This is a genomic window from Capsulimonas sp. (assembly GCF_039929585.1).
Classification (GTDB): domain Bacteria; phylum Armatimonadota; class Armatimonadia; order Armatimonadales; family Capsulimonadaceae; genus Capsulimonas.
The window spans coordinates 1-14,304 of record NZ_JBDSQY010000191.1 but is presented as its reverse complement, the minus strand read 5'-3'; the positions used below and the strand labels follow the sequence as shown (position 1 = coordinate 14,304).

Genomic DNA, 14,304 nt, shown 5'->3' with positions numbered 1-14,304 from the left:
CGGGGGGAGCATCAAATCAGCTCGCGCAGCGTGAGGGTGACATCGCGCTCGGCTTTGTCGGCGGCGCGCAGCTTCAGGCGCATCTTTTCGCCCGGAGCTCCCTGAGCGGCCGCCGTCACGCGGTCGAACTCAGTCTCGCCGACCGGCGATCCGTTCAGCTCCACGATCTCATCGCCCACGATCACGCCGGCCTGCTCGCCGGGGCCGCCGGGGATGATTTCGGTGACGTGAAGCCCATCCCCGGCGACATCGAAGCCCACCCCGGACCGGTTGTAATCGAACGGCTTGTTTTTGATCCCGGCGTCGGTCAGAATCACGCGCGCGGCCTGATAATCGAGTGTGATCTTGAAGCGGGACAGAATGCCATAGCCGATCACGCCGTCAAAATAACCGGCGGCGAACACGCCTGTCTTTTGCAGGGAGAGATTGCCGGCGACATTATTCAGAACCGCCGTCCCCAGCTTCAGAGTTTTGAGGCGCACGACGCTGCTGCGCACGCTGCCCCCCACCCCAAGCCCCGTCACCAGATCGATATGGCGCGGGTACTTGTCCGCCAAGTGGTTGCGCTCGGCGAACTTGGCGACGATTTCAATCGATCCGCCATCGCCGGTATCCACTTGAAAACGCCCCCGCACCCCATCGATGTCCACATCCACGACCGGAACGCCGCGCGTGGGCTTGAGCTCCAGAACGACATCGCCTGTTTTCGGGGATGACGCGGCGCTGAAGGTCACCGTCTTTGCCTGATAATCAATCGACGTGACAAAATTGCACAAAAATTGGTATCCGAGCAGCCCGTCCAGCTTCGCGGATTTCGGCAAGCCGAGCACGAAGATTTGCGAGTTCGTCAGGGAGGCGCCGCCGATTGTCAGCGAATCGATCGGAACGATCCACGATTTCTGCACGCCGCCGACCCCAACCGCTGTCGTGGATTTCCCCGTCTCCGACGCGTCGATGCCCAGGCGTTTCGCCGCCTCGGGCGTCAATACGTTCGTATAGGCGTCGGTGTCCAGCCCGAAAGTGGCGGGCTTTCCATTGACCTTTACGGAGACATAGATATGCCCGCGTGAAAGCGTAAATGGGATAGTGAACGCCTTTCCATCCCGCAAGTCCGACGTCTCCTCCGGCGGAGGCGCGGCCAGCGAAGCGGAGATGGGCAAGAACGCCGCGATCCCCATGAGAATGGCGGCGGAAATGAAAACGCGCGATCGAACGGAGAGCATCAGCGTGGACGCCTTTCTTGACGGGATCGATTCTTCATACAATCCCGGCGCGTCAAAGGTTCCCGCCGTTCGAAGGGTCTCAAAGCAGCTCTCGCAGGGTCAATGTGACTTCGCGCGGGTCTTTGGAGGGCGAGCGCAGGGTCAGCTGCACCGTGTCGCCGGGAGCGCCCCGGATGGCTTGGCGCAACGCATCGAAATTGCTGTCGACAAGCAGAGCGCCGTTGACGGCGATTACTTCGTCGCCGACGGCGATTCCGGCCTGCTCCGCCGGACTGCCAGCAATCACATCCCCAACCTTCAGCGTCTCGCCAAGGATGGAAAGCCCCATCCCAGAGCGATTGTACTGGAATGGTTTGTCGTTCACACCGGCGTCGGCCAAAATCACCTTCTTGTTCTTGTAATCCAGGGTGATCTTGAAGCGCGAAAGTATGTCATACCCCAGCGTGCCCGCGACATCCGATGTCGAGAAGGCGCCCTGTGTCTGCATGGACAGATTGACGATGGCGCTTTTGATCGTCAGCGGCCCAACCTTCATCGACGGAACGCGAACGACACTGCTCCGATCTTCTCCGCCCACCCCCACCCCCGTCACCACGTCGAGACGTGGATGGTACTTCTCCCGCAAGCCATGACGCTTCACAAAGGGAGTATTGACATCGACCGATCCCGAATCCCCGGTATCGATCTGGAACCGTCCTCGTTTTCCATCCAGATCGGCGTCGATCCCCGGAACGTTTCCCGTGAGCGCCATGGGCAAAGCGGTCCCTTCGGTCGGCGACGGCGGCGCGTCGCGAAACGTCACCGTCTTTGCCTGATAGTCGATGGTCGTGACGAACCGATGCAAAAATTCGTAGCCCAGCAGGCCGTCGGCTTTCAGGACATGCGGCAGGTCAACAAGAAAAACCGGCGAGTTCTTCAGCTCCGCGCCGCCCACCTTCAGCGTCTCCAGCCGCCCAAGCCAGGTCTGCTGCTGACCACCGACTCCAGTCGTCACAATTGGCCGATCGGTATCGAGTGTGGCCACCCCCAGCCGCTTCGCCGCATCGGTCGAGAGAATATCGGCGCCCGCGCCGCTGTCGAGCACAAATACGCCCGGCTTGCCGTTGATCTCCACGGTAATAAAGATATGGCCGAAGGACAGCGTCATGGGAACCGTGACGGGCTTGCCGTCCGGCAGATCCGATACGGCCGCCAAGGCGCGTATCGGAACAAATGTGGACATTGCCGCCAGGAAAACAGCTAAAGCAACAGCGGCGCAAGGCCGCGCTTTCAAAATCATGAGGCATCCTTTTTTGGAGCGAGTCTCTCAAAAATCGCCGCGCCTAAAGCAATTCGTGCAGCGTCACGGTCACTTCCCGGATCGACTTGTCGGCAGAGCACAGCTTGATCTTTACCGCTGCGCCCGGCTTGGCGAACAAGGCGGCGGCAAAGTCAATGGAATTGGTGTCGATGGAAACGCCATTGATTTCCAGCATCTCGTCTCCGACTTTCACGCCGGCCTCCTCGCCTGGCCCGGCGGGAACAAGATCGGAAACGACGGCTGCGCCACCTACCACGGAAAAACCGATCCCCGACCGGTTATATTCAAACGCCGGCTCCTCGGCGTTAGCTTTTTCTAATACGATTTTGTTCGACGGATAGTCAAGAGTGACCCGAAATCGAGAAAGCACCTCGAATCCCAGAAGCCCGTCGAACTTCGAATCCGTCAGCGCTCCCTTCGTTTGCAGGGAGATATGGCCAATAAGATTCTTGATTTTTTGTGTCCCTAGCGTCAGCGTTTGAATCCGAACGACCCGACTGCGCACCTCTCCGCCAAGTCCAAGCCCGGTGACCGTATCGAAATGGCGTGTATATTTTTCGAACAGATGATTACGCTCCGAGAAAGGACGATTGATGTCGATAGCAGCATTGTTTCCTGTATCGACTTTAAAGCGCCCCCGCTTACCGTCTACATCGATTTCGACGCTTGGGATATTTCCGATCAGTTTGAACGGGATCGTGGTTGCGTCATCCACCCGGAATGCTTTCCCTCGAAATGTGACGGTCATTGCCTGATAATCGATCGTCGTCACAAAATGGTGCAGGAAGTTATATCCCAGGATCCCCTGAGCGGGAAACTGGGGCGGAAAGTTTATCAACACTGCTGCGGATTGATGCAATTCCGCTCCGCCAATCTTCAGCGAATCGATCCTCGCCCACCGTCCGGGAGCCTCGATCTGGCCTCCGGTTCCAGAAATGATCATGGTATCGTCAGACGGTTGAGCTGTTACGCCGTAAAACTTCGCGATGCCGTCGTCCAGCATATCGAGTTCCGCTCCGCTATCCAAGATGAACGTCATCGGGATAGAGTTGACCTGAGCCGAAATGGAGATCAAGCCGCTGGAGATTTTCATCGGGAACGTGACAGAGCCTCCCTCTATTGAAGCAGAAACATCCGGCTCGGACGGCGGCTCCCCAAGAACGCGTCCGTCACCAGACATGAAGCCGCACAACAGAATAGCGGTGGTCAAAAAAACGCGACAACCATGGCGCGAGAAAGAAGTCATTCCGGTTCCTCTTCAAAATCGAGTATCGATGGATTACAGACGAACGCCGTTCGCCGTCAGAATGATCCGGCTGCCCGGGTAGTCGAAGGTTATCGTGAAACGCTCCAGGACGCCGGTCCCCACAACACCCGCCGTTTTGGCGTCCGCGAAGGAGCCTTGCGTTTGCCGCGACATTTCGGCGACCACTCCATCCACGGCGGCGGTCCCCAGCTGGAAGCTGTCCAATTGGATCCAATCACTTTGCGTGGCGCCGCCGACGCCCCGCCCAGTCGCGGCCTGCCCGCTGTGCGCGTAGCGATCGCGCAGATGATATTTCGCGACAAAGGGCGCGTTGAGGATTACCGTCCCGCCGTACCCCGTATCGACGACGAACCGCCCGATCCACCCGCCGGCCTGTCCGACAACCGTGGGGGCGCCGCCGCTCAAAACAAAGGGCAGCGACCATTGGCCCGGCGGCGCGGCGCCCGGCCGCCGCAGGACGATCGTGTGACTGTTGAAGTCGAAGGTCACGACGTAGTTTCGCAGAAATCCATACCCCAGCAGCCCATCGCACTTCACGCTCCGCGAGACATTCAGAAGAAACGCCGGCGAGTTTTGCACGCGAACGCCTCCAACCTGCAAAGTCGAGAGGGTCACAGGGTATGCCCGCGCTGTGCCCCCGCCGCCGGTCACCACGGCGCTGTCTCCTTTGGGGGCGCTGGGAAGACCCAGGCGGCTCGCCGACGCCGTATCGACAATATCCGCCCCGGAACCGGTGTCCACCACAAACGTCGCCGGCCTCCCATTGACCCGCACTGCGACATAGATGTGTCCCTTGGTCAAGGTGAACGGGATCACGGCGAGGACTCCGGGAGAGGCTTGCCCCGCGTGCGCCGCAGTGATGGAACTGAGAAGGAGCGCCGCGACGCACATGCGACACGGCATACGGTAATCAAGCTTCATCGAATTAGGGGATCTCTCTTTGCTTCGATCTTATCTGAGAGGTTTTCACGGGCAAAGTTGCAGTGAATTTCCATGCATACAGATACGGCGCGCGGTTGCACGGCTCCTGTCCATTATGCTATAATAACTCCTCGTTGAGGGCCCATAGCTCAACGGTTAGAGCAGCCGGCTCATAACTGGTTGGTTGGGGGTTCGAATCCCTCTGGGCCCACTTTCCCCCTCACCCATTCTCGATTAATCGTCAGGCGTCTGTTTGCGCTCGGTAAGCGCTGGGCGTCATGCCGAACACCGACTTGAACCGGCGCGCAAAATAGTTCGCATCTGGCCATCCCACCCGAGCGCCGATCTCGCTGATTGGGTGATCGGTCGCAATCAGAAGGCTGGCGGCGAGTTCCGCCCGATGCCGAGCTAAATACTGCATCGGTGATTGTCCCGTCGCGGCTTTGAACAGGCGGGTCAAGTAAGATGGATTCAGCCGAGTGAGTTCGGCGAGGCGGGTGAGATCCCATTCCTCGTCGCAGGAATCTTCCAGAAGCTGCATCCCCTGACGCACGGCGGCATGTAAGCCCCCTTCTCGTTTCCGTTCGTTCGGATAGATGCACTGTCCCAGATAACCCAGCAGCACCAGCAGGCGCCCCGCCCGTACGGTGAATGGCTCGTCGGGAAAATTCGACAGCGGGCTCAAATTCGCCGCGGCGCCGTGCGTTTGTTCTTCGGTCAGCCTGCGATGCAGAACGCCGCGCACTTGCGGCGCCAGCGGCTCCACCCACAGGAGCTTGGACACCGCCGCATCATCCCCCAGGAGCGCAAGCTCGCGCCGCAGCAGCTGAGGGGCGCAGCAGCAGTTGTACACATGCAGGTTCTTGCAGTCTAAATATTCATGCCACGCCCCCGGGCGCAATACGAAAAAGTCCCCGCGCTGGATCGTCTGAGCGCCATGGATAGAAATATGCGTTCCCGTTCCGCCGGCGACAAGCACAAGCTCCAGGAAGTCATGGTCGTGCGCGTAATTGTCTCCCTCCATGATAGGATCGCCCACAAAGAGCCGCGCCCCTTCGTCGCTAAAAAAGTCTTCCCTCGACAAGTGAAACATTCTCACGCCACGCATGCTCGTATTATGAAGTATCGCGATTGGGATGTCAATTTTGTGCTATTACTGAGGCAATACTGTCCTTACGGCGTCGGGCAGTACAGTGGTATCATTGTCCATGCGATTGGAACGAGAAGGCGAGATGTAAGATGTTAAACCGACGATCTTTTTTGCTGCTTGGCCTGAGCAGCGCGCTGCCCAGCTGGCTGCCGCTGAAGGCGCGCCCCGTGAAAAACAAAACCACCCCACTCATCCTGGACCGTCAGGCGCTTGTCACCCGGCATAATGTCCGGCGAACGCAACTCAGCACGCGCAGTCCGCTTCAGGTGGGCAACGGAAGCTTTGCGTTCGGCGCCGATATCACGGGTTTACAGACATTCGTCCCGTTCAACACGATGTCCGATTGGGGATGGCATGCCGAGCCGCTGCCGACCGGTCAGAAGCCTTCGGATTTCCGGGGAACGGTCTTTGAGACGCACGGCCGCCCCACGCGTTATCCCAGCTGGAGTAAGGAGCAGCCGGAGCTCGGCGCCTGGCTCTACGCCAACCCCAATCGGATTAATTTAGGCCGCATCGGCCTGGTCCTGAACAAAGCCGATGGCTCGGAAGCGTCGGCAAACGATCTGACCGATTGCGTGCAGGACCTCGACCTCTGGAGCGGGACCCTGGACAGCCGGTTCCAGCTGGAAGGCCAGTCGGTGCGCGTCGAAACCGCGTGCCACCCCGACCAGGACACAATCGCCGTTCGCATTTACTCGCCGCTGATCGCTTCGGGGCGACTGTCCGCCTTTCTGCACTTTCCACGCGATGACGGACGGGAGTTCGCGGACTATGTCGGCGCTTGGGACGGCGACGGCCAGCATCAGTCCGAAATCGTCGCGCAGCATGCGCAGCGAGCCGATCTCGTACATCGCCAGGACGAAGCACAGCATCACGCCGCGCTGTCCTGGGGACCGAAGATGAGCTTCCAGCCGCCCACCGCGCCGACGACGGCGCAGCCACTGGCGATCACCAAGGCGGAGTACGGTTCGGGTGAGCATCAAGCCGACGTGACCGCGCTGCTGCAAAAGGCGATCCGCGACAATCAATTGTCGATGGATGTCACGAACGATACGATGGGCGGCGATCCCGCGCTCCATGATCCGAAGATCCTGCGTATCGACTATACGCTCGGCGGCAAAACGCAGCACGCGGAAGTGGGCGAGAACGGAAGCCTGAGCATCCCGCCGCGCCCGAGCCGCCATCGTTTTACACTGACGGGCAAGGGCGACACAATGGAGTTCATCTGCTCCTTCACGCCCGGCGCCTCGCCCAAAAAGCTGCCCACAGTGGACACTGTCTTTGCAGCCGCAAAGAAGCACTGGCCCGACTTCTGGAACTCCGGCGGCGCGATCGATCTTTCCCAGAGTAAAGACCCGCGGTGGAAAGAACTGGAGCGCCGGATCGTCCTGTCTCAGTATCTGATGGCGGTGAACGAGTCGGGAGATCTGCCGCCGCAGGAAAGCGGCTTGGTCAACGACGGCTGGCATGGCAAGTTCCATATGGAGATGTATTGGTGGCACGCCGCCCACTACGCCCTCTGGGACCGCTGGCCAGTTCTCGACCGCAGCCTGGCCGTCTACAAGCGTTTCTTGAAGTCCGCGAAGGCCCGCGCAATATCTGAGGGAGTTCAAGGGGCGCGCTGGCCGAAAATGACGACGGGCGAAGGCTGGGAATCGACTCATCCCTGCAACGCCATGCTGATCTGGCAGCAGCCGCACCCGATGTTCTTCGCCGAATTGGACTATCACGCGCACCCGACCAAGGCGACGCTGGAGAAGTGGCGCGAGATCCTTTTCAACACCGCCGAATTTCTCAGTTCGTTCGCCTTCTGGGACGAGCCGACGAAGCGCTATGTGCTCGGCCCTCCGATCTACATTGTCTCGGAGAACACCGAGCCGACGGTGACGCAGAACCCGACGTATGAATTGTCCTACTGGCGCTTCGGCTTGCGGATCGCACAGACCTGGCGCAAGCGTCTGGGGCTCCCACCCGATCCGGAGTGGGAAAAGGTCCTGAAGGGACTGGCGCCGCTGCCCGTGGAAGATGGGCTCTATATCCTCTACGAAGGCGTCAAAGACATGTGGACGAAGTATAACTTTGAACACCCCGCCCTGATCGGCGTCTACGGCATGCTGCCCGGCGACGGCGTGGATGTTCCAACGGCTCGCAAGACTTTGGACAAAGTCTCCCAAACCTGGAATCTCGAACGCACCTGGGGATGGGACTTCCCGATGCTGGCGATGGCCGCCGCCCGCGTGGGCAAGCCATCGCAGGCCGTCGACTTCCTGCTGCATCCGTCGAGCGGCTTTCAGTTTGACGACGGCGGCTACTGTACCGGAGGCCCATACCCCTATTTCCCCGCCAACGGCGGTCTGCTCTATGCGGCGGCGATGATGGCGGCGGGATGGGACGGCGCGCCGAACCGCCACACCCCCGGCTTTCCCGACGATGGGCAGTGGACGGTGCGCTCGGAAGGCTTGAGCCCCGCGCTCTAATCGAAGGTTTGACTATGCTCACCGATCCCCAACTACTCGCCTCGGACATCGTCGCGAATCGCACGATGAACCGAGGCCGCGTTCTCTCCGGCGTCAACTCCTACGAACGGGAGTTAGGCTTCGACCCCATCGACTGGCTCCTCGCCCGACGGCGCGCCCATGGCCACGCCGTCTGGGTGGACGCCTGCTGCGGCGAAGGTCTCGCGCTGCTCCACGCCGCTGCTCGTCTGCGTGAGCTGGGAGTTTCGGAGGAGATCACGCTGATCGGCGTCGATCTCCTCGGCGCCTTCCCCGCGCATGACTTCCCCAATTTGACCTTTGTCGAGACGGACGTGACGAAATACGCCCCTCCGGCGAACACGGATCTTGTGACCTGCATCCACGGCCTGCATTACCTGGGCGACAAATTGGGATTTCTGGAAAACGCCTACGCCGCGCTCGGCGACGGCGGGATGTTCTGCGGACAGCTCGACGCTGAAAACGTTCGCAGTCACGATCCAAAGCTCGGGTGGCCCGCCATACTGCGGCGCGCGAAGCGCGGCGGGATCGACGCGGCGCTTCGGAAGCATGTGCTGAAGATCGTCAAGAGCGGCTCGGCGATGCAATTTGAGCTGCAATACGCAGGCGCGACCGTGTCCGAGAAGCCGAACTATTCGGGGATTACAGTGATTGATTCCTGGTATGATTTCGAGAGCAGCTAGGTTATACTCTCTGCATTCTACGCCTATCATCGATCAGCAGCATGTGCCTTACAGATCAATAGACATACCAAATACATCTACAAAATAGATATTGTGTTTTTTGTGAAAGCATGTTAGTATTAACCGAATACAACGTAGCACATACAAATTGCACCAGGAGAACCTCTTGAGAAGTTCAGATCTAGAAAACGATATCAAACAATTATTGGCCTCCACAAAGGCCCGCAATGAATTTGATGGGATCCAGCGACAGTTAAGCTGCCGCGTCAATGTGGTTTGTCATTACCAGATTGGAGTATTGGCGGATAAGGTGAACATGACAAGAACCGCTCTCGCCGAGCGTCTTCTTGAACAAGCAACTGCAATAGCATGGGAGGCCGCAGGCCTTGGGGAATTATCGGATATCGATATTCACGCAATCAAAGCGCCAGCACGAGAACAAGAGATTGAAAGGGCAAAGGGTAGAGTATCAATGGCTTCCGACGAGACAAAGTTTTCGCGTATCAATTGCATTAAAGTAGTATTTCGTCATCTTGGTCTTGAAGTCGGCAGAGCCAAAGATTCTGGAGCCTTGGCTGTCTCTCATGACACCTCCACACGTATTTGCTGCTTAACCTCAAAAGATTATGAAGCAGAGAAAGGGGTGCCCGACGGTGAACGCTACTGGTTTACTATTTACGAGAATCAGTTGGAAAACATCCAGCGCGCCAAACAAGCATATGTTGCATTTGGATGTGGCTCAGTTGGACAAATTGTTGTTGTGCCGAGTGAAGACTTTAGCAAATGGTGTCAATATCTGCCACCATACACTCAGGGAAAAGTTGGCTGGCACGTCCGTATACAAAAGGATGCGGGAAAATGGGAACTGCGACGAGAAGGGAGAGGTGAGTCCCCCATCGACATTGCCAAATTCGTCATTTAAGGTGGATATTCCTAAATGCGCGAGGCGGAACGATCGATCGTTCCGCCTTGATCTCTTGAATTTTGCTTTATCGATGAAACCCACAGTACTGCTCGACCGCCACAGCAACTGCCCTCGTCTCATTCTCTGACCACACCGTAAACGGCTTTGTCTCCACAACCATCGCCCCCTTCTCCACGGTCCGCCCCCAAGTCCCAATCGCTCTTCCCTCATAAACCACGAGCGGGGTAAAGATCCCGTTCTTCGGCGTAAGCGCCTCCATTTGCTCGCTGGGAATGACGGCGCTCCGGTCGGCGTAGCCCAGGGAGTATTCGTCGAACCCGGGCAGCAGATACGCCGCTTCTTCTCTCGTACTGGACTCTGTCTTTGATGGAGACATCCAGTAATCGCTCCCCTCAATCGTGACGCGTTCGAGCTCACGCTCGATCGTTCCTAGCGCCGCTTTGGACGCCGTGAGCGACTGTCCCGACCAGCGGGCGAAGTCCTGAATGGTCGCGGGGCCATGGCTTTGAAAGTAGCGGCGCGCGAGTTCCGCCGACGCTTCCTCGCCGTCTAAGGCGCAGACTCCCGGCGACCATTCGTCGAGCAGGGCGAAGGTAAACTCTTTGCCTCGACGAGTCGCATGGCAGATCACCCCGTCCAGCGCCGCCCGGTAAAGCAGATAGTTGGGACGCGTTCCCGCAGCGGAGACGCCGCCAGCCTCGACGGCGGTCAGCAGTTCGGTGCGTGACAGACAACATCCGCCTTCCAGCGCCCGAACCATCGCCGCCGCGCTTTTGGCGAACTCGGACTCCGTCAGGCCCGCCGCTCGGCAGGCGCCGGCGAAGCGGGGCATCACGCGCGGCGCGAGCAGCTTGAGTACCCAGCGCACGTCGCCAGCGGCGAGAAAGTGCAGCGTTCCGCGCAGCGATGTCGTGCGCACGATTGCCTTGTCGGCGATGGCGCGCTCAATATCGGCGTCGGCGACGCCTGGGAGGCGCAGCCCGAGCGACCATTTGGCGCCGGCGTAATCCTGCGCCTGGGTCGCCCCCATCCACGCCGCCACTTCCCCAACGGTCTGGAAGTCATGGCGGGTAATCTGCTGCCGGGCGAGACGCATGGCTAATAATGGAGGGGGGCGCATGGGCATCCTATTTCAAAATGCCCAAGATGGACGCGATGTAGTTGATCTGGCCTTCATGATACGACATATTCCAGTAGCAGTACGAGACTGTAAAAGAGATCGGGAATTTTCCGAAAGGCAGTTCGGCTATCTCATTCAAACGATCGTCGGGGAGATCGCGCACCGCAGCGCAGAAGCGCTCGGTATTGCTGCGCAGGAGGGCTTCGAGTGTCTCCCACTCGCCGTTCGTAAGGTCCGTTTGCGCCTGCATAAAATCTTCCAGAGTCCCATCGGGCCACTTGCCGTTCTCGATCAATTCGGCGGTGTGGCCGTTGCCGAGCGCGCATTCGGCGATCAGATTCATCGCGGGACGGGATGTCGGCGCGGGCGTCCAGAGACGCTTGTCCTCGGGAAGCTGACGCATGGCGCTGATCAGGTTTTCGCAGGTGGCTTTGCAGGCGTCGGCGAGAAAGGTTTGCATTGATACTGACATAAGATTTCTTCTCCTTGAGATTGGTCGGGCGATGCATAGCGATGACCGGCGGGCGCTTTCGATTACTTCAGTTCCCCGAGGATCGACGCAATATAGTTGATCTGCCCCTCATGATAGGACATATTCCAATAGCAGTACGAGACTGTAAAAGAGATTGGATATTTCCCGGCGAAACGCCCCAAAGGCAGTTCCACGATCTCATTCAAGCGATCGTCGGGAAGATCACGCACCGCTGTGCAGAACCGCTCGGTATTGCTGCGCAGCAGAGCTTCCAATGTCTCCCACTCGCCGTTCGTGAGTTCCGTTTGCGCTTGAATAAAATCTTCCAGAGTCCCATCCGGCCACTTGCTGGTCTCGATCAATTCGGCGGTATAAGCGTTGCCAAGCGCGCATTCGGCGATCAGATTTATCGCGGAGCGGGATGTTGGCGCGGGCGACCAGAGACGCTTGTCCTCCGGCAAGTTCAGCACGGCGGCGATCAGGTTTTCGCAGGTGGCTTTGCAAGAATCAGCGAGAAAGGTTTGCATTGATACGGACATGAGATTTCTTCTCCTTGAGATGAGGCGGACCATGCAGGGTGATGACCGGCGGGCGCTTTCGATTACTTCAGTTGCCCGAGAATCGATGCGATATAGTTGATCTGCCCCTCATGATAGGACATATTCCAGTAGGGATACGCGAGCGTTTGCGTCATCGTGAATTTACCGAAGGGGATGACGATCTCGTCATTCAAGGCATCATCCGGGACGCCGCGCACGCAGGCGGCGACGCGCTCGGCGCTGGTTCTTAGCAGCGCTTCCAGCGTCGCCCAATCCCCATTCATCAAGTCTGTTTGTTTTTGGAAAAATTCTTCCATCGACCCGGCGGTCCACTGACGCGTCTCGATCAGATCCACCGTGTAGCCATTGTTAAGAGCGCACTCCGCCACCAGGTTCAGTGCGGGGCGGGCGGTCTCGGAAGGCGTCCAGAGCCGCTTGTCTTCCGGCAGTCGAAGCAGGGCGGCAATCAAGCTTTCGGCGGCGACCGGGATGGAATCCGCAAGGAAGGTTTGGGCTGAGGTGGGCATGGTGATCTCCTGTGATGGTGTAATTGGCGCCGTGTTTATTTGTCCGATACTTGACTATATCGCCCATACAGGACATAATTCGCCCTGATTAAGACGCCACACAAAAAGTTTTTCAAAAGGCCCCCATGTATTACCCAACCACGCGTGTGCTGACGGTGCTGGAGATGCTGCAGTCGCATCAGACAATCGGCGGGGCGGAGATCGCGCGCCGCTTAGAGGTGGATGTCCGGACAGCGCGACGCTATATCGCGATGCTGGAAGAATTGGGGATTCCCATCGTGGCCGACCGTGGACGCCATGGCGGTTATCGGCTGACTCCGGGCTTCAAGTTGCCGCCGCTGATGCTGAGCACCGACGAAGCGCTCAGCATCATGCTGGGGCTGCTCGCGGCGCGCAAGCTGGGTCTGGCGGCGCACGCGCCGGGTGTGGAGGGAGCGCTCGCTAAAATCGATCGGGTGCTGCCGGAGACAGTCCGGGACAAAGTGCGCGCCGTGGAGGAGACCTTGATTTGGGATCTGAGAGAGCGCACGGACGCGGGACTGGGAACCGCCTTAGTGCTGACGCTCAGCCTCGCCGCACGAGAGCGCCACAGCGTCGCGCTGTGCTATCGCCGCCACGACGGCGAGCAGACGGAGCGTGTCTTCGATCCCTACGGGCTGGTCTGCCGCCATGGACGCTGGTACGCCACCGGCCACTGCCACCTGCGCCAGGATCTGCGCCTGTTTCGACTGGACCGCGTCATGGAGGCCAAGGCGCTCGCCACGGACTTCGAACGTCCCGAGGACTTCGACGTACTTGGCGCCGTATTGACGGCGCTGGGAAGTGTCCCCAAACACTTCCCGCTGGAAGTCGTCATCCACACCAGCCTGGAGCGGGCGCGCTGGGTGATCAGCGCCGGCATCGCGGTCCTGGAGGAGTGCGAGACCGGCGGCGTGCTGGTGCGCGGCTACGCGGAGAATCTCGATTGGATCGCGCAGCTATTCGCCAGCCTCGGCTGCCGCCTGGAGGTGCGCCGCCCTCCCGAACTGCGGGACGCCCTGCGCCGCCTCGCCGGCAATCTCACCGAGTGGGCGGACGCCCCCTGAGACTGACCCAATCCTGGCCGGGCGCGGTATAATGTCGGGGTCGCGGCGTGCGCGCCGTATCAATTAAGGACGCGAGAGCTAAAACCCATGCCCAAATTGCTGTTATTTACCCCCTGCCTCAAAGCCATCGGCGGCGACGACGGCCTGTTCACCATCGTTTCCGTTTTGGAATCGGTGGGAGTCAACGTTCCCGCCGGCGAGACGCTGGAAGAGAACTCCGTCGTGCGGCTTCAGTGGCAGATGGTGTCCATCTGGTATCAAGAGGAGAACGACGCGAACAAGCGCTTCGAGCAGACCGTTGATTTTATCCTGCCGAACGGAAAATCCGCGCACTCGGCCATCTACCCATTGGACCTTGTCGACCGCACGACAAAAATCCGCATCGACGGCGATGTCTTCCCCGTGGGAATCCAGGGCGAAGTGACGATCAAGATTGGATGCCGGGAAGTGGGATCGACCGACGCTCCCATTCTCGCCGAATATCCGATCCTCGTACGATATAACTCATAACCCGGAGTTCGCCCCTCCGCCCCAATTCTGGGGACCCGATTTCGGATTATGGCATTTTCCGGTCCCCCAGAATTGGGGCGGAGGGGC

14 protein-coding genes and 1 tRNA gene are annotated in these 14,304 nt (G+C 59.1%); 6 read left to right on the top strand and 9 right to left on the bottom strand.

The window, feature by feature from the left end; all coding sequences use genetic code 11:
* Window positions 1-11: 11 nt before the first annotated feature.
* From ABIZ35_RS13770 to ABIZ35_RS13755, 4 genes are all read right to left on the bottom strand, one after another.
* Window positions 12-1,223 carry an aspartyl protease family protein gene (locus ABIZ35_RS13770; protein WP_348220486.1) on the bottom strand — a complete coding sequence of 404 codons (1,212 nt, stop codon included), beginning with the start codon at window positions 1,221-1,223 and terminating at the stop codon, window positions 12-14.
* A 79-nt stretch (window positions 1,224-1,302) separates the two neighbouring features.
* Window positions 1,303-2,502: an aspartyl protease family protein gene (locus tag ABIZ35_RS13765; RefSeq protein ID WP_348220485.1), complete on the bottom strand. Its 1,200-nt coding sequence runs from the start codon at window positions 2,500-2,502 to the stop codon at window positions 1,303-1,305.
* Window positions 2,503-2,545: 43 nt separating this feature from the next.
* The gene (locus ABIZ35_RS13760) at window positions 2,546-3,616 is read right to left on the bottom strand and encodes an aspartyl protease family protein (RefSeq protein ID WP_348220484.1); all 1,071 of its coding nucleotides are present in this window, start codon (window positions 3,614-3,616) and stop codon (window positions 2,546-2,548) included.
* Between the two features lie 186 nt (window positions 3,617-3,802).
* Window positions 3,803-4,711 carry a TIGR02281 family clan AA aspartic protease gene (locus tag ABIZ35_RS13755; protein ID WP_348220483.1) on the bottom strand — a complete coding sequence of 303 codons (909 nt, stop codon included), beginning with the start codon at window positions 4,709-4,711 and terminating at the stop codon, window positions 3,803-3,805.
* A gap of 138 nt (window positions 4,712-4,849) precedes the next feature.
* On the opposite strand from ABIZ35_RS13755, the gene ABIZ35_RS13750 reads away from it, so the two are divergent.
* Window positions 4,850-4,922: transfer RNA gene (locus ABIZ35_RS13750), tRNA-Ile, on the top strand.
* Between the two features lie 30 nt (window positions 4,923-4,952).
* Here the strand turns inward: ABIZ35_RS13750 and ABIZ35_RS13745 are convergent.
* Window positions 4,953-5,735, bottom strand: a complete 783-nt coding sequence (locus tag ABIZ35_RS13745; protein WP_348220482.1) for an AraC family transcriptional regulator — start codon at window positions 5,733-5,735, stop codon at window positions 4,953-4,955.
* Window positions 5,736-5,950: 215 nt separating this feature from the next.
* Between ABIZ35_RS13745 and ABIZ35_RS13740 the strand changes: the two genes are divergently transcribed.
* The 3 genes from ABIZ35_RS13740 (at window position 5,951) to ABIZ35_RS13730 (ending at window position 9,961) form a co-directional block, all read left to right on the top strand.
* Entirely contained in the window at window positions 5,951-8,338 is a 2,388-nt protein-coding gene (locus tag ABIZ35_RS13740; RefSeq protein ID WP_348220481.1) for a hypothetical protein, read from the top strand.
* A gap of 14 nt (window positions 8,339-8,352) precedes the next feature.
* On the top strand, window positions 8,353-9,039 hold the full coding sequence (locus ABIZ35_RS13735) for a class I SAM-dependent methyltransferase (RefSeq protein WP_348220480.1): 687 nt from the start codon (window positions 8,353-8,355) through the stop codon (window positions 9,037-9,039).
* Between the two features lie 166 nt (window positions 9,040-9,205).
* Window positions 9,206-9,961, top strand: coding sequence for a hypothetical protein (locus ABIZ35_RS13730; protein WP_348220479.1), 756 nt, complete (start codon window positions 9,206-9,208; stop codon window positions 9,959-9,961).
* Between the two features lie 67 nt (window positions 9,962-10,028).
* Here ABIZ35_RS13730 and ABIZ35_RS13725 read toward each other — a convergent pair whose 3' ends face one another.
* The 4 genes from ABIZ35_RS13725 to ABIZ35_RS13710 form a co-directional block, all read right to left on the bottom strand.
* Window positions 10,029-11,084, bottom strand: coding sequence for a winged helix DNA-binding domain-containing protein (locus tag ABIZ35_RS13725; RefSeq protein WP_348220478.1), 1,056 nt, complete (start codon window positions 11,082-11,084; stop codon window positions 10,029-10,031).
* Between the two features lie 7 nt (window positions 11,085-11,091).
* Entirely contained in the window at window positions 11,092-11,556 is a 465-nt protein-coding gene (locus tag ABIZ35_RS13720; RefSeq protein ID WP_348220477.1) for a DinB family protein, read from the bottom strand.
* Between the two features lie 62 nt (window positions 11,557-11,618).
* Complete coding sequence (locus tag ABIZ35_RS13715; protein WP_348220476.1) at window positions 11,619-12,095, bottom strand: DinB family protein; 477 nt, start codon at window positions 12,093-12,095, stop codon at window positions 11,619-11,621.
* A 62-nt stretch (window positions 12,096-12,157) separates the two neighbouring features.
* On the bottom strand, window positions 12,158-12,622 hold the full coding sequence (locus ABIZ35_RS13710) for a DinB family protein (protein WP_348220475.1): 465 nt from the start codon (window positions 12,620-12,622) through the stop codon (window positions 12,158-12,160).
* Window positions 12,623-12,747: 125 nt separating this feature from the next.
* Between ABIZ35_RS13710 and ABIZ35_RS13705 the strand changes: the two genes are divergently transcribed.
* On the top strand, window positions 12,748-13,707 hold the full coding sequence (locus ABIZ35_RS13705; protein ID WP_348220474.1) for a YafY family protein: 960 nt from the start codon (window positions 12,748-12,750) through the stop codon (window positions 13,705-13,707).
* 87 nt (window positions 13,708-13,794) lie between these two features.
* Window positions 13,795-14,217: a hypothetical protein gene (locus tag ABIZ35_RS13700; RefSeq protein WP_348220473.1), complete on the top strand. Its 423-nt coding sequence runs from the start codon at window positions 13,795-13,797 to the stop codon at window positions 14,215-14,217.
* Window positions 14,218-14,304 lie beyond the last annotated feature (87 nt).